Consider the following 26,176-nt stretch of genomic DNA (forward strand, 5'->3'; position numbering starts at 1 on the left):
CTTTCTATAATTGGAATTCTACCCACATCAGATTTAAATCATATTATTCATATTTACAATTGGCAGCATCACCGCAATCACAATGACCAGCACAATACTCGCCATGAGTACCAGCATGAGCGGTTCCAGTAAAGCCAATAAGGTTGAAATCAGCGTGGTTACTTCACGGTCCTGCATGGTCGATGCCCGTTCCAACATCCGGTCCAATTCGCCTGAAGATTCACCACTTCGAATCATTTGTACCATCATCGGTGGAAAATAACCACTACGCTCCAGCTGAGTCGCTAAGTTGCCCCCCTCGGTGACTTTTTCTGCCGCCAGATTGACCGCATCACGAATGACCCAGTTATTACTCACCGCTGCTCCAATCTTCAATGCATCGACCAGTGGTACGCCAGAACGGGTCAAAATCGACAAGGTACTAGCAAAACGGGCGGCATTAATACCACGCGATAATTTTCCAAATAGTGGCAATTTCAGAGTCAGGCGATCAAAAGCATAATGTCCAGCGGTGGTCCGTAGGAAGCGGATTAACAGGAAAATACCGACGGCACTACCTGCTAATAGAAAAGGCCAGGCCATACGAATAAAATCACTGGCCTTCATCAGTGCGACCGTGATCCATGGCAAGGCATCTTTGCTCTGATCAAAGGTTTTGACGATATCCGGGACCACATAAGTCATCAGCCCCATCACTATCGCAAAAGACATCAACAGCAGAATGATTGGGTAGATCATCGCTCCCTGAATTTTCTTCTGCATGGCAAAACGGTTTTCGGTATAGTCCGCCAGCTGATCCATGATCAGATCCAAATGCCCGGAACGTTCACCGGCAGCAATCGTGGCAATATACAGCTCTGGAAAACGTCCAGATTGCTGTAAACCCTGCGCCAGACTATGCCCTTCCAGCACTTTAGAGCGCACTGACATCAACAGGTTCTGTACATGTGCCTTTTCGCTCTGTTTGCCGACGGCGCGAATGGCTTCTTCCAGCGGAATACCAGCGGCAACCAACACTGATAATTGCCGGGTCATGAGTGCCAGGTCATAAGCTGTGATGCTTTTTTCAAACCAGCGCGGTCGATGGTGCTTGTCTTTCTGCTCGACTGGATCAACAGACACCGGGATCAATTCTTTATCCCGAAGTTGTTGACGGATCTGACGTGCAGAATCTCCTTCCAGTACGCCTTTTTGCTGCTTACCCGAGGCATCAAGCGCAATAAATTGATATGCTGGCATTGTAATGCTCTAATTTTCCCAAAAATTGCCCTAACGCAGTTGCGTCAGACCATCAAAATCATTCATATTCTTAGATATAAAATATCTGCTCACTCTAACACAACTGCCTTTTTAGCACGACGAAAATTCATCAGGATGCCTCACTTGCCCATGTCAGATCACCCAGCCTCGACTCCTCCGGTTTATCGCGTTCGTGTCGCTGTTCCTGTTCATCTGTTTGACTGCTTTGATTACAGCTTAAGTGCGGAGCAATACCAGCAGGCTAAGGTCGGTGCTCGAGTGGCGGTGTCGTTTGGTCGGCAGAATCTGGTTGGGGTCGTTATGGAAAAACTGCCACCAGATGCTCCTCTCGATTCTAGCTTTAAACTCAAAGATATTACTGAGTTATTAGATGATCGAGCACTGATTGATACCAAGGTGCTGAATCTTTTGAACTGGTCAGCGCAGTATTACCAATTTCCAATTGGTGAGGTGGTGCAAAGTGCCCTACCCACCCTGCTCCGTCAAGGCAAACCCTATAACCTGCTGGCCCGGAACTGGAAACTTTTAGATGATCAGGCTGAAGCCAAAGTTCGCCGTTCCGAGCGTCAGCAAGAAGCCTATAAAATTCTGAAACTGCATCCAGTTGGCACCACGGAAACCGTACTAAATCTGGCGGGTGTAGAAACGGCCATCCTGAAAGCCCTAGAGAAAAAAGGCATTTGTGAATGTGTGCTGGAAGCTCAAGACTTTAGCCCACAACCCGTTCAACTTGCGCAGATGCCACTGACAGCGAATCTGGAACAACAGCATGCTATTCAACAGGTGCTGAAATTTAAGAACAAATATCAGGCTTTTTTGCTGGATGGCCTGACCGGTAGCGGCAAAACCGAAGTCTACTTGCAGATCATGGAAAAGGTGCTGAAACAGGGCAAACAGGTTTTAGTGTTAGTTCCAGAAATTGGCCTGACTCCGCAAACCATTAGTCGTTTCCAGTCGCGTTTCCATTGTCATATTGCCCTGCTACATTCTGGCCTCAATGACTCTAAACGCCTGCAAGCCTGGCAGGCGGCAGAAACTGGTAAAGCCTCGATTGTACTGGGTACCCGTTCGGCAATTTATACCCCGATGCCGAATCTGGGGCTGATCATTCTGGATGAAGAACATGATCTGTCCTTTAAACAGCAAGAAGGCTTCCGTTACCATGCCCGGGATGTCGCCTTATATCGCGGTCATTTGCAGCAGTGTCCAGTATTACTCGGTTCAGCGACACCAAGCATTGACAGCTATGCATTGGTAGAAAATGGCAAAATGCAGGCACTGGAACTGAATCAACGTGCTGGTACGGCATTAATGCCAAAGATTCATATTCTGGATCTGAAAGTGGCGCAGAAGCAGCATGGCATCAGCCTGCATCTGATTCAAGAAATACGTAAGCGTCTGGAGAAAAAGGAACAGGTATTGGTTTTCCTGAACCGTCGCGGTTATGCACCAGTGCTGATTTGTGATAGCTGTGGCTGGCAGGCACAATGTCCAAACTGTGATGCCAATTTCACTGTACATCGTCAGCCTTATCAACATCTGCATTGCCATCATTGCGGTACGCTGCACCGTATGCCAGACCATTGCCCAAGCTGCAATCATACCGAACTCAAAACACTCGGGATGGGGACAGGTAAGGTCGAAGAACAGCTGAATGAATTATTTCCCGATCATGAAGTCATTCGTGTGGACCGTGATTCCACCAGTCGGGTCGGCAGCTGGCAAAAAATTTATGACAAGATTCAAAAAAGTGAACCCGCCATTCTGCTCGGTACGCAAATGCTGGCTAAAGGTCACCATTTTCCTTATGTTACGCTGGTCGCCATTTTAGATATCGATTCTGGTTTACTCAGTGTGGACTTCCGTGCTACAGAACGCACCGCTCAGCTGATTGTACAGGTGGCGGGACGTGCCGGGCGTGGTGAACGTAAAGGCGATGTCTATTTACAGACCTTACGTCCCGACCATGCTTTGCTCAATACCCTGGTCACGGATAACTATCGGGCTTTTGCTAAACAGACTTTAGAACAGCGTCAGATTGCCCGGATGCCGCCCTACCGCTATGCGGTGATGATTCGCTGCGAATCACGTGATCAGACATTAAATACTGAATTCCTACAGAAACATGCTGCGGTCTTGAGGCAGTATCAGGACCTGCAGCTGGAGATCTGGGGACCTATTCCGGCACCGATGGAACGTAAAGCAGGACGCTATCAATCGCATATGGTACTGCTTTCGGCAGACCGTGCGCGTTTGCACTATTATGTCAGGGCATGGTGGCAAGCCATGCTGCAGGATAAGCCTTCTTCAATGAAGCTGAGTCTGGACGTCGATCCACAAGAACTAAGCTAGTTTTACCTGCTGCAACACGGAAATAAGATTTAAGGTTGAACATGTCGATACTGTTGCAAATTACATTCATTCTGGCGGCAGCATTGCTGATTGTGCCAATGACCCGGTATCTGAAACTGCCAGCAGTACTTGGTTATTTATTTACAGGTCTGGTGCTTGGTTCGGGAGCACTGAATCTCGTTACTGATCCCGAACTACAGTCAATCCTGATACAAGTTAGCATTCTGTCTCTCCTGTTCTGGGTGGGACTACAGTTGCGACCGCAACGCTTCGTCCAGATGCCACAATCTGCCTGGATTTCAACTGCTGTACTGGTCTTAGGGTCAGGTGGCGTTCTAACCTTATGCGCTGCTATTTTTTTACAGCAAAATCTCGTTACGAGTGTCGTTATTGGATTGGCTGGCAGCCTGTCTGCCATGACCTTAAGTATTCAACATCTGATGCGACAAGAGCAACTCATGACTTCCCATGGTCAGCTCAGTTATATCAGCCTATTAATTCAAGCGCTGGTGTTGATTCCGCTGATTGCCATCATTCCATTATTTTCAGGGGTAAGTTCGACTGAACATGGCGTGGCTTATTTCGCTGCGATTATCGCAACCTTTACCGGACTGTTTCTGTGTAATCGCTATTTGATGCAACCGCTGTATCGCTGGATTGCCAGAAGCTCTAGTCATGACCTGCATGCTCTTGTTGCTATTTTTGTGACACTCGGCTTACTGGTGCTGATGCAGACGCTAGGCTTGACCCTATATTTAGGCGCATTATTCGCTGGAATACTGCTGGCCGATTCTGATTTCAGACCGCATGTTGAAAATGCAGTTCAACCTTTTCATGGTGTATTGATCGGTTTGAGTTTTATCAGTATTGGTCTGTCGATCCAGCTAAGTGATGTCGTGCAGATACCTGGACTAATCATCGGTGGTGCCCTGCTGATCATCTTGAGTAAATTTATGATTAGTCTGGCGTTTGCCCGTTATTATCAGAACAGCTGGCGTACCAGTACTTTGACTGCGGTTAGCCTGGCTCAGGGCGGCGAATTTACCTTTGTGTTACTCACGATCGCCATTACTCACAGCATTTTAAATATCAGTTTGCTGTCACCGCTACTGTATATGCTGGCGCTATCGATGTTAATGACACCAGCACTCTACTGGTTGCTCGATCGACAGATTTTACCGCGCTTAGATCGTTCGCATCATCTAGTCGCGGACTTTGATATCCCAGCAGAGACTTTAGTTACTACACCAATTTTATTGATTGGTTTTGGCCGCTTTGGGCAAATTGTGGCACGTGTGCTTCATCAGCAAGGGCTCAAATTTAGCGTGATGGACAGTACGGTTGAAGCGACTGATCTGCTTAAAGAGCAGGAGATTCCTTTTTATCAGGTGGATGCCACCGAAACTTCTGTATTACAACTGGTAGATATTGCTTCCAAAGATCAGGTAATTGTTGCGATTGATGATATTGAGGATTCTTTGTTGGTAGTACGCCATTTGCGCTGGAATTATCCGAATCTGAAATTATGGGTACGTGCCCGAGATCGTCATCATGCACATTTGCTGCATGAGCTGGGTGTAGAACAGATTTTCCGTGAAACTTATCTTTCTGCTTTAGCGCTGACCCAGTCATTATTGGCAGAGACTCATCAATCTGTCGAAGAAGCTGAACAGGCTATTCTGCAATTCCGTCAATATGATGAAACCTTGCTGAAAGCACAACAACAAGCAGAATACGGTAATGAGTCATTACGCGCTCAACATCACAGCAGCATGTCGGAATTAAGCTACCTGTTTGAGCAGGATCAACATCGTAAAAGTGTAATAAATCCAATACAGAAGCAACAGAATATCAACGCCACAGGAATTGATGCCATAACAGATGATCTGTCATAACTTGTGTTTTACAATAGTGTCACCATTAAAGCAGGGTTATGGAGAATTTTATGTCTGATTTACGCCAACGCTTTTTTATTGAGGATAGCCCTGTTCGTGGTGAAGTAGTGCATCTTCAAGAAGCTTTACAAACAATTCTAGCGCAGCGCGACTATGCTCCTGCAGTACAAATCCTGTTGGGTGAAATGCTCAGTGCGACTGCCCTATTGGCAAGTACTTTGAAAATTAAAGGTCGCATCAGCCTGCAAATTCAGGCTTCGGGCACTTTTAAATGGGCGATGGCGGAATGTAACCATCGTGGTGAAGTGCGTGCGTTGGCTGACTATGAGGAAGATCCACGCTTCCAGGCAGCAGAAGACAGCAGCACAGTTCTAAAAGCCTTAACCAGCCCAGTACTGTTCATCAATATTGAGCCTGAATTTGGTGAGCGTTATCAAGGTATCGTACCACTGGATAAACACAACCTGGCTGGCTGTTTAATGCAGTACTATGATCTGTCTGCACAGATTCCAACCCGTATTGTACTGGCAAGTGACCAGAAACGTTCAGGTGGTCTGCTGATCCAACTTTTACCGCGTAATAGCGAAGAAGAACAGCGCCGTGTTGATGAAGACCTCTGGCCACGTCTGACCATGCTGACTGAAACCCTAAAGACGGAAGAGCTGGTGAGCCTGGACGCCAATGAAATCCTTTATCGTTTGTATAACGAAGAAGAAGTGCGTCTACCTGAAGCAGAACAGCTGAAATTCGGCTGTACCTGTTCTAAAGAACGCTGTGCGATTGCATTGCAACAGATCGGTGTTGAATCTGTTCGTGAAACTTTAGAATTCCAGAATCCAATCGAAATGGACTGTCAATTCTGTAACAGCCAATATACTTTTACTGCTGAAGAAGCATTGGGGCTGTTCGGTGAACACCTGAGTTAATTACAAGTATTCCCCCTAATAAAAAAGCACTCAATATGAGTGCTTTTTTATTTTTATACTCATAAACAATGACCTAATTTTTCCATAAAAGAAGATAAATGCACTTTATTTCGAACTTGCAATATGGTTAAAATCTGCGCGCCGATAAAGTCAAAAATATCAACGGTGCTTTAAAAGCAAAATAAAAATCGAAAAACAAACGGAAGACTTTAAATGAAATTTCAATATTGGAGGGGGTTGGCGCTATGTGCTGTTCAGAGCTTAAGTTATGCAACTGAAATCACCGGCATATGGAAAGCCATCGATGACAAGACCGGCTATGCACGTGCTGACGTTGAAATTAGCAAACTGAACGATGGTAGCTACAATGGTAAGGTGGTTCGCATTCATGCGATTCCAAACCGTCCTGCCAATACGTATTGTTCCAAATGTACTGGTGCGCTGAAAGATGTGCCTATTCTTGGCTTATCTGTCTTGTCCGGCTTAAAACCGGATCCACACAAGAAAAATGAATTCATCAATGGTTCGATCCTCGACCCATTGACAGGAAATGTTTATAAAAGCAAGGCAAAACTCAACTCACGTGGCAATGTGTTGACGTTACGTGGTTATGTCGGGACACCCATACTAGGACGTACCGTTTCATGGGTGAAAGTACACTGAACACTTTTAATAAATTCTGATCTTTAAGGCTGTCTAAAGAGACCTAATCATTTGGACAGCTTTAAATCCTTCTTGTTTTCAATACTCATATCACTTAAATACCAACCCCATCCCACATTCCTCATTTAATGTGATTTTTCATTAATTTAATTCTTAATTTTTTAGAAATTTAATTGATTATTCACTGGTATTTAGTATATTTTTCACGCTATATTAATCCCATAATATTTTTATGCCTTTATCAATTTAAAAGCTTTTTAGTACTTGGGGGATATGTGATGATGAAATTAAAACTGTTCTGTTCCATGATTTTTGCAGCAGCGGTCACGATCAGCATGTCAGTCTCTGCTAACAATGATCCACTGGTTGGGAAATGGAAAACCATTGATGACCGTACCGGTTATTCTCTGGCAGATGTCATCATCAGCAAGGATGCTAAAGATCGCTATATTGCCAAGATTGTAAATGTACGTGAGGCTCCGGGAGCAACCCGACAACAAAACTGTACTCAATGCACAGGCGCTCTCAAGGATCAGCCTCTGGTTGGACTGACTATGCTGAAAGGTCTGAGCAGCCATCCAGAACATGACAATGAATTTATTAATGGCACCCTGCTCGATCCCGTCTCAGGACAATTGTATCAAGCACGTGCCCGTCTAAAAAATAATGGTCGCCATCTGGCAATTCATAGCCGCACTGAAGGCTCACCGGTCGGACGTAATATGACCTGGATCAAAAACTAAGAAATGTTCTTAGTTCAAAAAGCCCATCTCGGGCTTTTTTATTTGCAGGTGAGAATGGAGAACAAATGTCTGACTCTATGCTTGCGACTTAAATGTGCAATTATCCGATGAACTGTCACTTGGCTAAAATATTGATATTACCAAACTTATTTTCATCTACTTTTTTCTAAAGGCGTTTTTGTCATTTCTTGAAACAATAAGGTACAAATCTTCACTGTTGTAGTGCACTAAAACTTAGAATAATGGATCGAACACGGTTATTTTTTATCCATTTACTATGTTCAGATCGCATGACTCTTTGCTCCAACGATCACCTGACCCTTTATTGATATCGGGTCACGGCATAGAAATGTTCAAAAATAAAAATAAGAAACAGGGTCATGCAGCTAAAAGCATCTTCGAACGCCTATCAGCAAAACAGCTGTCATTACATGGTAAAAATCAGCCAATTTTATTTCGCCACCTGCCCAGCCCAAATTTAAGCAGGTTTTGTACCTCCGGCAGCTTTTTCAATGCTGCCACTCATATATTGAATCATGGGAAATCTGATTTCAGGCATTACCTCAAACCCTATCTATTACAACATGCCCTCGATCCGATTTACATCAATGACTTTAATCTGGATATTCAAGGAGCAGGCCATGACCACCATTCAATATAAAGAAAACTTTTCTCAGGGTTATATTCCCTCAGAAATCATGGACGACCATCAATTTGATCTCAGCCATTTTGCAGAAGCATGTGGACAAAGCCCGGAATGGGTGATGCAGCTGATGGAACATGGAATTTTACCCAACCGTAGTCGTAACACTTCTTTTCATTTCATCGGTGAAGATGTCACCCGGGCACAACGTGCTTACCGACTGCAACGTGATTTTGATGCATCTTTTAGTGCTGTCGCCATGATGCTGGATCTGATTGATGAAGTTCAACAGCTACGTCGCGAAGTGAAACATCTGCACTTCAAATAACAGCCCCACCCCCTGGTCTGTCTCAGCTGACACTGAGATGGTTCGGGGATTCTTACATTATTTTTTTGAGTTTATACCTGATTATGAAAACCAGAGATTGCAATAAAAAATTAAAGTACATGTTTCCCGAGTACCGTGACCTCATTACCCAACTTCGGGATGAAAATCCGTATTTCGCACGGATTTTTGAAGAACACGATGAACTGGATCGACAGATTGCTCAGCTGGCCTTAGACCCTGTGAATCTGATTAATACAGACATCGAAGCAATCAAGCGGAAAAAATTAAAGTTAAAAGATGAGATCTATCGATTACTCAAGAATTCGGAGGTAGATCCTTTGACCTGATTTAAGATGGTTAGGGATTAAAGGCAGGAAGATTATGCTCTAGGAATCTAACAGAGCTTCTAAGCATAAAGTGATCGTGATAATACTTCCTGCTTTCTATAAAAGTTCCATAATCCAATTTAGTCTGAACAATCAGTAGAAAACACTTTGTTCATAGACGAAAGACTAAAGTCTGTATTGTTTAGATCACATCTTTTGTGGAAGTAGATTAAATTAAAATGAACTTTAATTTGATGATAGCTTTTTGGTGTCAAAATAAAATTTAAATAAATAATCGTAGCTATGAGGATTTAGTTTTTATACTTAGTTTCCTCTTAAAATGCTGGCTTCATTTAAATTTTAAAATATAAATTTAATAGATTTCCCCCTATTCAAATCCGCTCCATTTTTGATTTTATAAATTCCAGACATAAAAAAGCCTGCATGAAGCAGGCTTTTTCAGACTTAAAAAGTGATCGAATTATGCTTGTTCGATGTCTTTCATTGTCAATTTGATACGGCCACGGTTGTCAACGTCAGCAACCTGTACTTTCACTTCCTGACCTTCTTTCAATACGTCTGCAACATTGGCAATACGCTCGTTAGAGATTTGAGAAATGTGCAGCAGACCATCAGTACCTGGCATGATATTGACGAACGCACCAAATTCAACGATACGAATCACTTTACCAGTGTAGATGGTACCTGGTTCAACTTCAGCAGTAAGCGCCTGGATTTTAGCAATCGCAGCTTGTGCAGCAGCTTTAGTTTCACCAAATACGCGTACTGTACCGTTGTCTTCGATATCAATCGCTGCTTTAGTTTCTTCAGTGATTTGACGAATAGTCGCACCACCCTTACCAATCACGTCACGGATCTTGTCAGGGTTAATAGTGATCACTTGGAAAGTCGGCGCGTGCATAGAGATTTCTGGACGAGCACGTGAAATCACTTGGTTCATTGCATTCAGGATGTGCATACGACCTGCATAAGCCTGGTTCAATGCAACTTCCATGATTTCTTCAGTAATACCTTCGATTTTGATATCCATCTGAAGTGCAGTAATACCGTTCGCAGAACCCGCTACTTTAAAGTCCATGTCACCAAGGTGATCTTCGTCACCCAAGATGTCAGAAAGCACTGCGAAACGTTCACCTTCTTTCACAAGACCCATTGCGATACCCGCAACTGGTGCTTTAATTGGCACACCTGCATCCATAAGTGATAGAGAAGCACCACATACAGAAGCCATTGAAGATGAACCGTTAGATTCAGTGATGTCAGATACGATACGGATCACGTACGGGAAGCGGTCAGCTGCAGGAAGAACGGCTTGAACACCACGACGCGCCAGACGACCGTGACCGATTTCACGACGTTTAGGACCAGATTCACGACCAGTTTCACCCACAGAGTATGCAGGGAAGTTATAGTGCAGCATGAAGTTATCAGTTTTCGTACCTGCAAGGGTATCAACCATCAACGCATCACGAGTGTTACCCAAAGTTGTTGTTACCAACGCCTGAGTTTCACCACGTGTAAACAATGCAGAACCGTGAGCACGGTCTAATACGCCAACTTGTACGTCAAGCGCACGAACAGTTTTGGTATCACGACCGTCAATACGTGGCTTACCAGATAGAATGTTGTCACGTACTGTACGGTATTTCAGATCTTCAAACAATTCATTCAAGTCGTCTACGATACCAGTTTCGTCATTTTCAGGAACGAATTGAGCAACTGCTTCTGCTTGAATTGCATCAAGAGCCGCGTAACGGTCTTGTTTAACAGCGATTGTATAAGCTTCTGAGATTTTCGCTTCGAAAGCTTCTTTCAGTTTTGCACGAAGATCTTCGTTTTTAGTTGGAGCAACCCAAGTTGATTCTTTCGCACCAGCTGCAGCAGCAAATTCTTTAATCGCTTGAATCGCGATTTGCATTTCGTCATGACCGAACAATACAGCACCCAGCATTTGGTCTTCTGAAAGTTCTTTCGCTTCAGATTCAACCATCAATACTGCAGATTCTGTACCTGCAACAACTAAATCAAGGTCAGACTGAGCCATTTGCTCGTAGTTCGGGTTAAGAACATATTCACCGTTGATCAAACCAACACGTGCGCCACCGATTGGACCACGGAATGGTGTACCAGCGATTGCAAGTGCAGCAGAAGTACCTAACATCGCAGCGATGTCAGCTTCCATAGTTTTGTCAGAAGAGATTACAGTCGCAGTTACCTGGATTTCATTGTAATAACCTTCTGGGAACAATGGACGGATTGGACGGTCAATCAGACGTGAAATTAAAGTTTCAGCTTCAGACTGACGGCCTTCACGCTTACCATAACCACCTGGGATACGACCTGCAGCATATTGCTTTTCTTGGTAGTTCACAGTAAGTGGGAAGAAGTCTTGACCTGCTTTAGCAGTTGGTTGAGCAACAACAGCAACCAGTACTGTTACGCCGCCCATAGTAATTACAACAGTATTTGCCTGGCGCGCAACACGACCAGTTTCAAGAACCACCTGGTGCTGACCAAACTGGAATTCTTTACGAACAATATTAAACATCGACATGTTTTATTTTTTCCTGATTTTATTCTAGTGGAGACCCCTAAGGTTTGGCATTCACGTCCATTTGAACGAGTAAATGACAAAGCTTAGAAGCCGACCTCACCAGAAATAAACACTAATTTTAAACACAAAGAAGGAGCGAACATTCGCCCCTTCCCTAGGCCTGACTAAAAAGCCAAGCCGACTTTAGTTTTCAGCTGTAAAGCACAATGCATGCAATAAACCCGAAAATAAAGCTTAAATCGAATTAACGACGTAAACCTAAAGCACCGATCAAAGCAACATAACGACCGTGGTCTTTACCATTTAGGTAGTCAAGAAGCTTACGACGTTGGTTAACCATACGGATTAGACCGCGACGGCTATGGTGGTCGTGTTTGTGCTCTTTAAAGTGACCTTGTAAGTCATTGATTTGAGCAGTTAAAAGAGCTACTTGAACTTCTGGTGAACCAGTGTCATTTTCAGCGCGAGCGAATTTAGCGATGATCTCTGCGCGATCTGCGTTTGTTAAAGCCATTCGATTTCTCCGAGATGCTTATATATCTTGATAAAAATCAATGTAATGAGAATTCAGAACACTGACTGCCGTGCATCACTACAGCAAGTTGCATATTTTAAGGGAAATTGCGTTAGATTGCAAAAATAGATATGCGACTACGCATACCCCTATATAAGATTAATCAGTTCATTGGAAGCAGGTCATTTATCTACAGGATAAAGCTTTACCGAACTGCTTTAGATATTGAGCTAATGATTATGAAAAATGCCCAACTCTTCTAATCAGATGCAACACCGCTCACCTCTCTATTCATTGACTAGAAGCAAAGATCAATTTCATTCCAGCATAAAAAAAAGCCCGAGAGGTCCCGGGCTTCTTGTGCGCTGTAGTTTCTTCTTTTTTCATTATTTTTTTATTATTTATTGTTCTTATTACGCTGCATCGCGTTTTTATAGTTATTATTGTTAATAAAAACTTTCCTTGTTCTTAATCAACGTCCCTATGCAGTAGATTCTGCCACAATACCGAGCCACTCATAGACGCATTTTTCGTATCTATATGTAAGTATTTTCTTACATTAATTAACTTAAATTGTGAACAATATTACATAAATCTCATATTTAACCCATCTAGTTCACCCTATATGCATGTTTTAGTTAAACTAAATAATTTATGAAATTACGCCACCTTTCCATCAACTCCAGATATAAAAAAGCCTTGTAGTCTCTCCCAAAACTACAAGGCTTAGCGGCTGTAAGTTTCCTCTTTTTTCACTTACATCAATGTAAGTTCGCTGTCTGACGACTTTCTTATAATAATTATGCGATTATACTCAACTTTCCATGTTGAGCTCTTTGTAGGGCTCATCTTCTCAAAAACAACAATGAAGCTCTATCCGCAAATCTCCTGAATCACTGTAAGCATATGCTTACATTAAACAGTCTAACTATCACCTGAAAAATTATGACAATGTTCAATGATTTTCTTACTTAGACCACTGCGGCGTATGGTTCGAAGGCTTAAAGATTGCTTAAATGCTTCACGATCTACCAACAACGTCACCACTTTTTTCGCACGGGTAATGGCTGTATAAATCAGCTCCTTACTCAGCAAATTACTTGCCTTATGGTCCAGCACCACAGCAGTATGCCGGAATTCCGAACCTTGGGATTTATGAATAGTTAAGGCAAATGCCGTTTCAATACTTTTTGGCAAACGTGTTGCCAGTACCCATTTTTCCAGGCTCGGGAAATAGACTTCAAACTGACGTTGCCCCAGATGCTCACGCAGGAAACAGATGCCGATATCGCCATTGGATAGTCCAAGCTGATAATCGTTATAGGTCATCATCACCGGACGGCCGATATACCAGTCACCCTGTTTGACCTGCCCGGTTGACGTCAGCACGCGCTGTTCAATCTGCTGATTTAGTTTTGTCAGGCCCAAAGTACCATGCCGAATCGCGGTCAAAATACGGTAATCATCAAAATGCTGGATGATCTGCTGCACAAATGCATTAAAGTCTTGGTCGCCCTTCCCGGCTTTTAGTGCCTGTACATAACCCTGATAGCCATACATCAGCTGATCATAATACGGCTGAGCCTGATTCAGTAGAATATTTTCAGGCAGGTATTGCAGCTGTACATGATCAATTTCGATCTGTTGTAGGTCAATCGCATGCAGCTCAGAAGGAGCGACGACTTGCTGTTGAAACTCGGTCAGCAGATCATGCTCAGGATCAGCATCCTGAATAAAATGTGCCAGTGCACCAATGCGGGCCCCTTCAGCAAAGCGACGCGTGGTGATCAAATTGACCCGATTCTTTGCCAAAGCGGGTACCTGCTGTAGATCAGCGAGCACAGTTCCGACATCCACAGAAGCTAACTGGTTGGCATCCCCGAGTAAAATCAAGCGAGCACCATCCGGTACTGCGGCCAACAGCATTTGTGACAGGCTTAAATCAAGCATAGAAGCTTCATCCACCACAATCACGTCATACGGCAGTGGTTGCCGGGCATGGAATCGTGGCTGTGCCGTGGTGCCTAAACCTAACAAACGATGCAGGGTAACCGGCTGGAGCTGTTTCAGGGTCTCCAGATCAAACTGGGCCAGTGCCGGACTGTTCAAGGCATTTTGCAAGGCTTCTTTCATACGCTGTGCCGCCTTCCCGGTCGGTGCTGCCATGGCAATCCGGATCTCGGGCAGACTTTCATTTAGCACGGCAATGATATGGGCTAAGGTATAGGTTTTCCCGGTGCCCGGGCCACCGGTAATAATACTGAAACCCTGACTCACCACCATTTCCAGGGCTTTCTGCTGCTGTGGATCGGAAAGCAGGCTTAGATGTCGTTCACTCAAGGGAACCGCTTTTAACTGCTGGGATTTAATCCTTGCCACATGTGCTGCGACGACCTGTTCCAGTTTCCAGTAGCGGTACAGGTACAGCTGCTGATCCTGAAAAATAAAAGGTGCAATCGCTTGCGGATCAGACTCGCCACGGCACACCAGATTGTGCAGCAAGGTAGCTTGATCTTCTGTTGCCTCGATACAGCTGTTGCCATTTTGTATGGCTTCCAGCACGGCATGCATGAGCAGTTTGGCTTCATCGCTAAAGTGTGCCGAGCTAAATGGCGGCTGACATAAATGCTCGATCCATGGCATCAAGGGCGAAGCCAGCTGTGACACGTGATTTTGCTCATTTTCCACACAGTTATCCTCAAAGTTATCCACAGGATAATATTCTGTTTCTGTTACCTAAATTTTTAATTTTAGCCATTTTATGCAGATTTATTCACCGCATAATAGCCCAGAATTTGATCCAGTTTCTGGATGAATTCCACCTCAGGTTGCCAGTGATACAGTCCCTGTCCAGCCTGTCCATTCATGCCACGCAGATACAAATAGGTCGCCCCACCGAGATGCTGCCTGATATCGTAGTCCTGCAGGTTGGCACTTAAATAACGGTGCATCGCCACCAGATACAAGGCCGCCTGCAACCAGTAGCTGGAATGGGTCATGCTGTCATGAATCGCTTCCGGCAGATAATCTTCTCGATTGGCCCCAAGATAGTTACTCTTGTAGTCGGCAATGTGATAACGCTGCCCGTCAAAATAGACCAGATCAATCGCCCCCGTCAGATAACGTGCCGATTTGGCTTCATTAAAGTCCGGCATGATCAGGCCATAATCGGCAAACAGCTGCTGAATCTGGCGAATCTGCAAGGGTGCGTCACTTAAAGACAGATAGAACGGGAATTCCGACAGGAAGTTTTGCTGGTCCAGCTGGCTGAGGCGAAACTCATTCTGGATTGGGGTATTCAGAATTTCCCCGACCCAATCATGCATCAAGTTCAGCAAGATATCTTCGCTCAACTCTTCAAAGAACAGCTGTACCGACTGCTCCATTAATTTCGTAACATCTACGATTTCATTGGATGTAGCTCGTGGCAGCTTGCCCAACTCCTGTTCAAACTGCTCAATAAAGACATCATCCTCCAGTTCCAGAAAATAACGATCAAACTGGGTCATAAACTGCAGGAAGCCGCTGACGTCCAACGGTGGTTGCTGGAAGAAGCTATGCCATTTCGCACGATAGGCAGCACTCTGGTCATGCAGGCGGATGCCGGTCAGTAGCTTGTAATTGACACTGGCCATGACCCACAGAATCGCTTCAGCCAAGGCTTCTGCTTTTAATCCAGCATTGCCAGCTACTCGCTTAAACAAGGTATTCAGGTTAATGGTGGCCTGCAGATAATGCTGCTGAAAAGCATCTTGTAGCCTGTCCAGAATCTGGAAATCCTGCTGGAACTGGCCTTTGAGTTCCATCCAGATATGCGGTGCTGTGTTCTTGAAACGACGGCGGATTTCCAGATTCCAGTAACTACTATCTTGAAAATCCAGATGCTCAAAAATGCTGTGCAGGAAAGTTCCAGCGACAGTACCTTTGGGAAAATTCAGCTTGATCCAGTCCAGTGGCTGCAGCAGCACTTCGGCCTCTGCCTCCAGATAGATTTCATCGGCGGCACTTTCAGCCTGCTCAGGTAAACTGACCAGATCGTCCTGTAGCACTGCTGTATGCAGCTGGTGCCGCGACAACGCGGTAAAGCTGGTTTTGGTACGTGGATAGAACTGTTGTTCCGGCAAAGGATGTGCGATCAATTCCGGTGTAGTTTTCTGCTGCTGTGCCACAATACGCGGTGGTTCAGCCCTTAAGGTATTTTCTACACAGCTCAGCGAATGCTGGAACACCTGCTCCCCCTGCCCGCGCCAGTAAGCCAGACAGGAATCCGATTGTCCACTTTGATCCTGTAGTAGGGCATAGACCCGGTGACTGGCACGGGTTAGCGCCACATACCAGAGCCGGTGATTCTCTGCGGCATTACGAGCTGCATTCTGCAGCTGCATATGTTCATGCAGGTCCTGACGGTTCACGGCAATGACCCGTGACTGGTTCAGGATATCATCCTGCTCATGACCTGCCAGCGAGAAATTCAGGTTACCTTTATTCACATCAAAAGGGGCATCGGCGCCCATCAGGAACACAACTTTAAATTCCAAACCTTTGGAAGCATGAATGGTCAGTAGCTGCACACCGCGGTCGCCAGAGAGCTTGCGTTCTTTTTCGCTGTCTTTGCCGGACGGTGACTGCAACTGGCGCAGATACCAATGATACAGTTTCTGTGCACCTTGATAATATTCACTTTGCTGCGATAGGATTTCGGTCAGATGACGCAAATTAACCACCACCCGTTCATTGTCAATGCTCTGGCTCGCCACCAAGTTGGTCCAGACATCAAACAGGTTTAGAGCATAGTTCCAGGCACTCAGGAAGCCCTTGTCGAACCACATTTCCCGGATCGCTTCGAAATCGGCAATAAAGGTGCTGAGGCCAACCGGTTGCTGCTGCAGTTCCAGCAGTTTTTTCAAATCAAAGCCGAGCAGTCGGGTCACCAAGGCACGACGAACCTTGGCTTCATTAAACGGATCCATGATCGCAGTCAGTATCGCAGCGACATCCTGTGCTACGCTGCTGGCAAACACGCTTTGCTTGGATTCCTTGTAGCAAGCTATTCCCATACGCTGCAGACGCTGTTTCACCTGTTCCAACGCATAGTGTCCAAAGGACAATACTGCGATGTCATCTTCGGTCAGTACAGCAGAACTATCCTGCTGCTGGAAATACAGTTGTTGCTGTGCAGATTGATTCAGTAATTCACGGATTTTCCAGGTGACCTGATCAGCTTCATGATCCTGCTCTCCTAGCTGAATCCAGCGTAATGGATATGGATTGCTTTGACCCGCATCCATCAGATCTGGATGTGGTCGACTGCCTGCCTGAATCAGGCTATAGATGACGCTTTCACCAAAATCCATCTGCCGCTGGAACAGCGCATCCACCACTTCGACCAAAGGTTTGACCGACCGGTGGTTCTGGGTCAGGGTATATTCCCAGCCCTGCTTTAAGCGCACATCGGCATGCGCCTTGTTATAGGTCAGCATGTCACCGCCACGGAACCCGTAAATCGCCTGTTTCGGGTCACCGACCATGATCATACAGCCCAACTGTACCCGTGCTGCATCACGCCAGATTCTGGCCAGCAGGTCGTCCTGATCCTGGTTGGTGTCCTGGAATTCATCGACCAGAATGAGAGGATAACGTGACTGCACAAACTGGGCAAAACGGCGGCCTTGTTCGCCTTGCAGCGCTTCAGTCAGGGTGCGGATCTGCTGGGAGAATGTAGTTTCGCCCTGCTTCTGTAAGGTTTGCGGCAAACGATGCTGCACGCTGCGAATCAAGTGATATTCCAGATAAGCGGTGAGCTGTTTGAATTTTTTATCCAGTGCCTCTTTGACTTTACATAACTCTTCAATGGCGCAGATCAATGGATGACTAAGGAAATACTGCTGTTCTTCTTCACTGCAACTTTTGGTAAAACGCTGTTTGCCTGGCTGGAAATCGATTTTATTGCGCAGCAGATGACATAGTTTTAATACCAACTTGCATAGCTCTGGGTCGAAAAAGCACATGCCCTTCTGTTCACTCAGCTGTACCGCCCAGTCGGAAAAATTGTTGCAGATTTCCGACAGTTTTGCATGGAAAGTTTTATAGAAATACTTTGGTGTTTCGGTGCAATAAGTCTGCATCTTGAGCAGCTCTGCCGGGCTGATATTGACCAACTGCTCGATACAGGCATCCAGTTCGCTCAAGTCCCATTTTACATGTTGTACTGGCTGGAAATGATTGGCGCTAAAGTTCAGCGCATCACGCACTAGGCCGACATACTGTTCTGGTGCTTTCAGCTGGTTCTGCAGATACATCTGATTGATGACATATTGCGGCTGCTGCTGAATCCATTCCCGCAGCACATCATGAATCAGCTGCTGAATATACAGGTCCTGATCTTCGGTCAGTTCAGCCCGTTCAATACGACCGCTTTCAAAGGCAAATTCACGCAATAATTTTTGGCTAAAGCTGTCCAGCGTACCAACAAATAGTTCATCCAGTTGATTCAGTACCAATCCCAGACGGCGGCGGGCATAGTCCATCCGGCTACCATAATCTTTCAGCACTTTCTGGAACAGTGGATCAGATTCCTGCTCAATCTGCTGTGCCATTTCTACAGAAGTGAGATGCTGATAGCGCTGGATATAACGCAGAGTTTCTTCCACGCGCGCACGTACCCGGCTTTTTAGTTCAGCTGTTGCCTTACGGGTAAAAGTCGTCGCTATCACCTGATGCGGATAGTATTTATCCAGAAAGATCCGCACCATCAGACTGGACAAGGTATAGGTCTTGCCGGTTCCCGCGGAAGCCTCGATCCAGTGCAGACCGCTAAAGGTCATGTCCTGAATCGGATTGGTGGAAATCTTGGAATGCTGAGGGGCCATGGTCATTTATTTTACCCACTCTAAATGTTGTTGAATTGGAGCATACAGGTCATAGGCAAATTTGATTAGGCTGTGCTGCAATGCCTGATCCGGGTCCTGATCCTGCAAAATAAACTGCCAGTCCTGATGCAGCACACAGGATTCATCCGAACTCAGTGGTCGGGCACTTTCATAAGTATTGTTCCAGGTTGCCAGCAGCTTATCCAGATCACCGATGATCATCTGACCCTGCTCATTGGTTTCCCATTGCCAGTCTTTTTTCAAGATCAGTTCAGCTGGCAATACCACAGGCTGTTGCTGACCCGCTTCCCAGGCCTTAAACCAGTGCGATAAATATTCTTTAGCTTGAGAGGACGTTACCTTGCAAAATTTCACCGTCTTGTTGCTGAACACCACAATCCGCTCTAGCTCTGCGGTATAGCTGTCATCATTTAAATATGCCAGCCAGAGTAGATATTCCAGCCAGATATGCGCACGGCGGCGCTCCGAGGCTGATGTCGACTGTATACTTAGCCAGTACGAAGCATTCACTGGCTGTGGCACAGTAATTTGCAGAATCAGATTGGATGAATAGCGATAATTCTGTTGGGTCGTCCGGGTAATCTTCTTATCCAGCTGTAGTAAGCGCTGCTGTAACGCTTCCTGTTCCTGCTGGGTACTCAGCCAGGTGGCTTCCTGAGTCTTGCCGACGGGTAAACGATCCAACATCAGCCGGGTATCAATCTCTTGCTCCTGTTGTAGCAGAAAATCCCGCACCTGATATTGCTGCAGCTTATCCAGCAATAACGGCTCCTGTGCCGCTGGCAGGTCTTTATATTTCACGCTGGAAATACCGACACTTTTCAGGAACAGCCGAGCCGGGAAAGTCATGTCCCGAATCCATTCATCACCACGCAGAATCTGAATCTGTTCCTGCTGCACTGGTGGACAATGAGTATTGATCCAGCTACGACGCTGCCCTTCGGCTTTACACAGGAAAGTTGCCACATCATGCCACTGATCCTGAAAACGCGGGGTTCTTGGCGTACCAAAACCAACCGGGTCAAAGGGCTGTAGAGGATGCACGTGATAAAGCTGCTGGATATGTGCTGCGACTGGCAGACCATTGATTTCGGTCATTACATCGACATCCGCATCCGGATGTTCGGAGTGACAGATCAGGGCAATATGCTGAATCAGCTCCTGCAATGAAGTCGATGAATCACGTACCTCACCATCACTCACATCAAAGCCATTATAAAATAGCCATAGATTTTCCTGGGCTAGCAGCAAGGCATCTAGAAAAGCGCCCTGATCATCATCCAGACGGGAACGGTCACCGAGCTGTGGCTTGAGAATGCTCATTAGGTCAAATGGCAGCTGCTGGTTGCGGCTTGGGAATTTACCGGTATCCAGATTCAGCATCACCACCAGCTTATACGGCAGCGGACGAATCTGTCCGATCTGGCTAAAGGTAATCTGTCCGGTCGGTTCCGCCTGATCCAGCTGCATGTCCAGACTGTTCTGGATTTCTTCCAGCACATATGGCAGCGGCAGGCTTAAAGCCACCAGTTCCTGAATCGCATTCGGATCATCCTGATCGTGGTAATCGGCCAAGGTCAGCATCCGCATTTGCTTTTCAATGATTTCTGCGACGGTTTTTAGCGACTCAACACCACGGCTCCGGAATTCATTCACATCCCGATTCAGATATTCCAGCCAGGTTTTTACCGGCGTACGCTGACCCTGCTCATGTGCCTTCAGCCAGCCACGACGCTCGTTGAAATCCTGATAAATCTGGATCAAGGTCGCAATTAGTGGGAAATCACTGCTCAATACCTTGGCATAGCTCAACGTATCATCGAACAGCTGATGTTCCGGCACCGCCATGCCCAGCGCCAGACGATCCAAGGCAAAACGGAAAGTAAAGCGATAATCTTCATCGCCTTCATACAGCTGCTGCTGTAGGTGCTCTTGATCCAGTCCACGCTTGAAGCCAGCATCACTCAGCAATTGAATGATCCGTTCTACCTGAGCATAATCCAGCGCATAGTACTGCTGGGTAGCGCTGAGACTCAGCCAGTCGGCAAAATCTTCAATAGTGAAACGGCGGTGCATGAGCTGAATACGACCTAATACTGCACGCCAGGCATTGCTAACATCCAGACGTGACACCCCTGAAATCTGAATCGGCAGATAGATATTGTTTTTGCGCAAACGCGACTGGCTACCTTCACGCTCACGTGGCGGTGGTGCAAAGACACTGCGAATTGCCGGTTCCAGCTCTTTCAGGTTTGGACTGAGGACCAGAATATCACTCGGTTGGCGTGGTGCTTCTTCCGTGCCTTGAGCCAACCAGTGAATAATCTGCTCTCGCAATACTTCCAGCTGACGTAGTGATGAATGACAGACATGAATCTGTACCGACGTGTCATCCGGTTTAAGCGGATAGGTATGCCGTTCTGGCTCCACCAGATACAGAATATCGGACTGGATTTTTGCCAGCAGATGATCCTGATAATCATCAACAAAGGCATCGGCCCAATGCCCTTCCTCACCCGACGACAGTTTAGATAATAACGAGAAGTGATCTCGTGCCTGCTTACCAAACCGGGTCAGTAATGGATGACGTGATTCCCGGTCTTCGGCATTAAAATTCAGCTGGAACTTTTGCCAGAAAGCGGCAATTTCTGCATCAGTTGGCTTTTGTCCACGCGACTGCTCATATTTGCGAATAAAACGTTCCTGTACACCCAGATCATAACGTGATTTCCAGCTCGGATCGACACTGTCCGCCCAGTATTCCTGCGACGGGTTAAAGTGGAAAATATAAATATCGATGTACTGACCCAAACGACGCAGAAAGTCCAGCTGTGCCGGTGGCAGTTCCAGCATACTAAACACCACCACTTGAGATGGTAGCTGTTTTAATGCCTGTGCTCGGGTTTCCGGGTTTTCGATGCGCTCCCAGTACAGTTTTTCGATTTCCAGGATTTTAGCGTAGTCATCCTGAAATACGTTTTGCCACAACCAGCGTTGCCAGGCTTCCAGTTCACGTGCCTGAATTTTGACAAAGTCCGCAACCGGAATTTCTTGGCCATTTTCATCCTTGGGGATATACAACATCTGCTCGATGTCTAAAGGCAGATCCTGTCCCCAGTTATTCAGCCAGTTGGTTGGACAGCTACACCGTTGCGGTGGGCAATTCCGTGCGCAATAACCGCGATAATCCATATAGTGGCTAAACAGGCGCGACACCTGCTCGCAAACCCAATACAGCATGCTTTGTTTTTTGAGCAGGCGTTCATTCGACTGTTCCAGACGGTCGGCACTGTCATAAATCCGCTTCACGATCGAATACAGCGGATGCTGGGATTTTAGTGGAATTTCATCCGCGAGAATGGTCTTGCGTAGCGCCTGAAAAGCACGCCATTTGATAATAATCCGTGGAATATTGGCTTCACGCACCTGTTCTAATTCTTTTTGCGCGTTCAATACCCATTGATAAGACGTCCACTGAAAGGCACGAATCCGATGGTGAAATTTTGTATTGGCACTAATGCCTTTTTTTTCGGCAATTTTTTGGGTTAGCCAGGCCTCAACTGCGGGTGATGGCACAATGAAATGCTGTGGCTCAAGCACCTGAAAAGCGGTCTTTTTCTGTTGGCTCGTGACCAGCAGCATGCTATCCAAAAGCACATCAATTTTCTGACTTTGAATAACATGAATAGCCATAGGTTCCCCAGATTAAAAGAAGGCAATACTACAAAACAACAAAGATTATTTACTATACACCCTGTTCTGTCTATGCCACTTTTAATCTACACTTAAGTGGAAAAATTTCTTTGAAAAAAGCATCTTAAGGATGCTTTTTTAGCAAAATAACAACAGGACGCTTTAGGTAATTGCCCATGAAATTAGACAAAATTCCTGATCAGATTGATCCAAGTTTAAATCTAGAACAGATCCGTGAAGAGTGCCTGGAGCTGATTAAGAAACGTGCCTACATGTCTGCGGGCGCAGCGGTGATTCCGGTACCGTTTCTTGATGTCGTGATTGACGTCGGCATCCTGTCACAGCTGATCCCTGAAATCAATGCTCGATTCGGTTTGGCACCTGAACAAATCAGCGTATTTGATCCAAAAACCAAGCAAGTTCAATGGGATGAAATACGTAAACGCGGCATACAATTTTCTGGCTTTGTTGTTGCACGTACGGCAGTGAAAAAATCCATCAATAATGTCGCCGCTAAATATATTACCAAGCAGGTGACCAAATTTATTCCACTGGGTGGTCAACTGATTGCTGCAAGTTTAGGCTATGTCATCATGAAAAAAGTGGCCGAAGCTCATGTCGAAGATTCTTATAAACTGGCCAAGAACATTCAGCAGAAACAGCAGGCTAAAACTGTATAAATTGATCAATATTTATTTACAACAGCTTGGCAAGGATTACCCTACGCCAAGCTGTTTTAGTATGGTTTTTAAAATTTGTAGACGTGCGCTATTTTTGTCATCGGTAGCAATCACATGCCAAGGTGCACTATCAGTACTGGTATGCTCAAACATATCTGCCGCAGCCTGCAGGTAATCCTCCCATCGTTCCCGATTCCGCCAGTCCTCGTCAGTAATCTTAAAGCGTTTATGCGGAGTTTGTTCTCTCACCTTAAAGCGGCTAGCTTGTTCTTCTTTAGAAATGGCGAGCCAGAACTTGATAATCACGGTCTGCGCCTCACACAGGTCCTGTTCAAATCGATTAATTTCATCATAAGCTCTCTGCCATTCTGCTACGTTGGCAAAACCTTCAATACGTTCGACCAAGACACGTCCATACCATGAACGGTCAAAAATGGTGATCTTGTCTTCCGGCTGTAACTTGGTCCAGAAACGCCATAGATAAGGACGGCGCAATTCATATTTTTCTGGCGCGCCGATGGTATGAATTTCATATTCACGTGGATCGATCTTTTTGACAATCCGTTTGATTGCACCGCCCTTTCCGGCTGCATCCATACCTTCGAAGACAATCACCACATTACGGCGATCCATACGCATAGTATTGGCGACCTGTTGGCTCAGTTTTTTCAGCTCATCTTTATAGGTGGTCTTATCCACTTCCTCCTGCGGGGGCTGTTGCAGGATTTCAGGAATAGATGCCTGCTGCCATTTTTTATTGCTCTCAGTCAGATGTTCAGGACAATGCTCCAAAGCCGCCAGAATAGTCTGGGCAAACTGCTGGTCACGCCGGGTTTCATCCTCACCATCAATAATAATCCAATCGTCGGTAAAGCGCTGACGCAAGCGCTGGATTGCATCATATTGCTTGCGGCTACGCCAATCCAGACCATGTAAGCGATGCCAGTGCATCTCGCTCGGATCAATATCATCTAGACGTTTTTGCAGTGATTTCCAGGACAGGTCAAACCAGACCTTGATGACATCGACATGATTATTTTTCAGATCTTGTTCAAAGGCCCGCATGCGTTCGACATAATGATCAAACATGCTTTCATCCATAGGATTAGCCACATGCATGGCGGTACTGAGCAGATCGGTATACCAGTTACCAAACAGCACCATAATCTGCCCTTCCGCCGGAATAAAACGTGCATAAGGCTGCCAGAAGGTCTGGCTTTCATTTAGAGGCTGCGGTCGGTCTGCTTTTACCCGTAAATAACGTGGATCCACCCATTCTCTTAATTGCTTAACAGCTTCACCCTTGCCCGCCAGTTCAATCCCATTAACCAGCACTACCAAACTTTTGGCATTTTTCTGCCCGCGCGTATCTTTCAGGGCATATTGAGCATCAATCAGTTTGACCGACAACTCGTCCTCTGCAATCAGCTGAAATTGTTGCTTTTCTGTAGCCATAATTGTGTCTGATCTATTGTTCTTGATTGCAGTATAGACAGCCTGTTTAGCCAATGAATAGAGATCGCTACGATTTTTAAACGATCTTCTTTGTCGATCTTTTCAGCAGATTGACTGCAAATTCAGCGTAATTGGTCAATTTGTCATAGCGCACCATACGAACTCGTTCTAAGATTCCCGCATCCATAACCATATTTGAACTCCCCATGTCCAAACTTGCGGTTTTAGATGATCTTCTGGAACGTTATTATCAACTGAATTATCATAAGCAACCTGCACTGCAACAACGCCTACAGGACGTACAGCTGTGGCAAAAACAGCGCATGCAACGTACCCATGCCAAGCAGTTTGCAGAAAAGCAGAATGTGCTGATGTCGGAATATTTCCTGAACCGTCTCTATGGTGGACCAGATTTCGATGGGTTGGCAGAACAGATTGCCCGCCTGACACGCTATGCACATAAGGCAGAAAAGCTGATTCCGGATAATGCGATCAAGACCGGCACCCACGGTGTAGAGCTAGCCATTCTTGCCGTACAACTCGATGAACAAGTTGCACAACAATTGCTAGAAGATTATCACCCGACTGAATCGCTCACCGATGAGATCATGCGTCTGACCTATTTAAAGCTGGATCAAGGCCAAGACCGTCTTAAACAGTTAGCCATGCTGGATCAACTGGGAACTCATCTGGATAAATATATGCGCTCCTTCATTGTGCAAGCTGCATTTAAAATGTGTAAGGGCGCAGCAGAAAAATACCGTTTTGAAGTGATGTATGACTTTATGCAAGAGGGTTTCCAGGCCATGAAACCGCTTAAGTCTGCAGAAAAGTTTGTGCGTGAATTTACGGCGACTGAACGTAATATTATTGATCGCGTGCATGCCGGTGATCTAAATCCTTTCCGATAATTTCGGGCAAGCTGGAAAACTTTGAATATATAGATTCAAAAATCAGGTAAGCAGATGTTTGCCTGATTTTTTAGTTTCAAGAAATAGGATATTTAAAAAGCGCTTACACTAAAAAAATTAAACTTATCTCAATACCTTATTAAATATAAATAATTGTGATTTTTGACTTGAGATAAAACTATTTGTGATCAGCTCAGCGCTAATAAAATTAGAAAAATTATGCAAAAAATACATAAATTAATTCGTATGTAGTCATAGTGCTCCAATTCATCTCCGTGTTATTTAAGCTTTCGTATATCTTGGTTTTTTATAGATGTACCCA

General features: G+C 45.4%; 17 protein-coding genes. 10 read left to right on the forward strand and 7 right to left on the reverse strand.

The window, feature by feature from the left end; genetic code table 11:
- Positions 1 to 33: 33 nt before the first annotated feature.
- On the reverse strand, positions 34 to 1,239 hold the full coding sequence (gene gspF, locus BS636_RS03820) for a type II secretion system inner membrane protein GspF (RefSeq protein WP_099337587.1): 1,206 nt from the start codon (positions 1,237 to 1,239) through the stop codon (positions 34 to 36).
- Between the two features lie 150 nt (positions 1,240 to 1,389).
- Between gspF and BS636_RS03825 the strand changes: the two genes are divergently transcribed.
- From BS636_RS03825 to BS636_RS03860, 8 genes are all read left to right on the forward strand, one after another.
- Positions 1,390 to 3,612: a primosomal protein N' gene (locus tag BS636_RS03825; RefSeq protein ID WP_099337588.1), complete on the forward strand. Its 2,223-nt coding sequence runs from the start codon at positions 1,390 to 1,392 to the stop codon at positions 3,610 to 3,612.
- 41 nt (positions 3,613 to 3,653) lie between these two features.
- Positions 3,654 to 5,507: a cation:proton antiporter gene (locus BS636_RS03830; protein WP_099337589.1), complete on the forward strand. Its 1,854-nt coding sequence runs from the start codon at positions 3,654 to 3,656 to the stop codon at positions 5,505 to 5,507.
- A gap of 50 nt (positions 5,508 to 5,557) precedes the next feature.
- The gene (hslO, locus tag BS636_RS03835; RefSeq protein ID WP_099337590.1) at positions 5,558 to 6,433 is read left to right on the forward strand and encodes an Hsp33 family molecular chaperone HslO; all 876 of its coding nucleotides are present in this window, start codon (positions 5,558 to 5,560) and stop codon (positions 6,431 to 6,433) included.
- Between the two features lie 213 nt (positions 6,434 to 6,646).
- Positions 6,647 to 7,096 carry a DUF2147 domain-containing protein gene (locus tag BS636_RS03840; protein ID WP_099337591.1) on the forward strand — a complete coding sequence of 150 codons (450 nt, stop codon included), beginning with the start codon at positions 6,647 to 6,649 and terminating at the stop codon, positions 7,094 to 7,096.
- Between the two features lie 278 nt (positions 7,097 to 7,374).
- A complete protein-coding gene (locus BS636_RS03845; RefSeq protein WP_099337592.1) occupies positions 7,375 to 7,839 on the forward strand; it encodes a DUF2147 domain-containing protein in 465 nt (154 codons plus the stop codon).
- 349 nt (positions 7,840 to 8,188) lie between these two features.
- Positions 8,189 to 8,500 (forward strand): hypothetical protein, encoded by a 312-nt coding sequence (locus tag BS636_RS03850; RefSeq protein WP_150128991.1) that lies wholly within the window; start codon positions 8,189 to 8,191, stop codon positions 8,498 to 8,500.
- A complete protein-coding gene (locus tag BS636_RS03855; protein WP_099337594.1) occupies positions 8,481 to 8,810 on the forward strand; it encodes a chaperone modulator CbpM in 330 nt (109 codons plus the stop codon). Before BS636_RS03850 ends, BS636_RS03855 begins: the two co-directional genes overlap by 20 nt.
- A gap of 83 nt (positions 8,811 to 8,893) precedes the next feature.
- Complete coding sequence (locus tag BS636_RS03860; protein WP_099337595.1) at positions 8,894 to 9,157, forward strand: YdcH family protein; 264 nt, start codon at positions 8,894 to 8,896, stop codon at positions 9,155 to 9,157.
- 460 nt (positions 9,158 to 9,617) lie between these two features.
- On the opposite strand, the gene pnp is transcribed toward BS636_RS03860, so the two are convergent.
- The 5 genes from pnp to BS636_RS03890 form a co-directional block, all read right to left on the reverse strand.
- Positions 9,618 to 11,705: a polyribonucleotide nucleotidyltransferase gene (gene pnp, locus BS636_RS03865; protein ID WP_171266057.1), complete on the reverse strand. Its 2,088-nt coding sequence runs from the start codon at positions 11,703 to 11,705 to the stop codon at positions 9,618 to 9,620.
- A 250-nt stretch (positions 11,706 to 11,955) separates the two neighbouring features.
- A complete protein-coding gene (gene rpsO / locus BS636_RS03870; protein WP_004637724.1) occupies positions 11,956 to 12,225 on the reverse strand; it encodes a 30S ribosomal protein S15 in 270 nt (89 codons plus the stop codon).
- 924 nt (positions 12,226 to 13,149) lie between these two features.
- Positions 13,150 to 14,913 carry an exodeoxyribonuclease V subunit alpha gene (gene recD, locus BS636_RS03880; protein ID WP_099337597.1) on the reverse strand — a complete coding sequence of 588 codons (1,764 nt, stop codon included), beginning with the start codon at positions 14,911 to 14,913 and terminating at the stop codon, positions 13,150 to 13,152.
- Between the two features lie 71 nt (positions 14,914 to 14,984).
- The gene (locus tag BS636_RS03885) at positions 14,985 to 19,100 is read right to left on the reverse strand and encodes a UvrD-helicase domain-containing protein (RefSeq protein WP_099337598.1); all 4,116 of its coding nucleotides are present in this window, start codon (positions 19,098 to 19,100) and stop codon (positions 14,985 to 14,987) included.
- Entirely contained in the window at positions 19,101 to 22,808 is a 3,708-nt protein-coding gene (locus tag BS636_RS03890; protein WP_099337599.1) for an exodeoxyribonuclease V subunit gamma, read from the reverse strand.
- 176 nt (positions 22,809 to 22,984) lie between these two features.
- On the opposite strand from BS636_RS03890, the gene BS636_RS03895 reads away from it, so the two are divergent.
- Positions 22,985 to 23,488 (forward strand): hypothetical protein, encoded by a 504-nt coding sequence (locus BS636_RS03895; RefSeq protein ID WP_099337600.1) that lies wholly within the window; start codon positions 22,985 to 22,987, stop codon positions 23,486 to 23,488.
- Positions 23,489 to 23,524: 36 nt separating this feature from the next.
- On the opposite strand, the gene BS636_RS03900 is transcribed toward BS636_RS03895, so the two are convergent.
- Positions 23,525 to 24,943, reverse strand: a complete 1,419-nt coding sequence (locus BS636_RS03900) for a phosphate--AMP phosphotransferase (RefSeq protein WP_099337601.1) — start codon at positions 24,941 to 24,943, stop codon at positions 23,525 to 23,527.
- A gap of 206 nt (positions 24,944 to 25,149) precedes the next feature.
- Here BS636_RS03900 and BS636_RS03905 point away from each other — a divergent pair, with 206 nt between their 5' ends.
- Positions 25,150 to 25,854: an FFLEELY motif protein gene (locus tag BS636_RS03905; RefSeq protein ID WP_099337602.1), complete on the forward strand. Its 705-nt coding sequence runs from the start codon at positions 25,150 to 25,152 to the stop codon at positions 25,852 to 25,854.
- The last annotated feature ends 322 nt before the right edge of the window (positions 25,855 to 26,176 follow it).

The organism is Acinetobacter sp. LoGeW2-3, from assembly GCF_002688565.1.
Lineage (GTDB): Bacteria > Pseudomonadota > Gammaproteobacteria > Pseudomonadales > Moraxellaceae > Acinetobacter.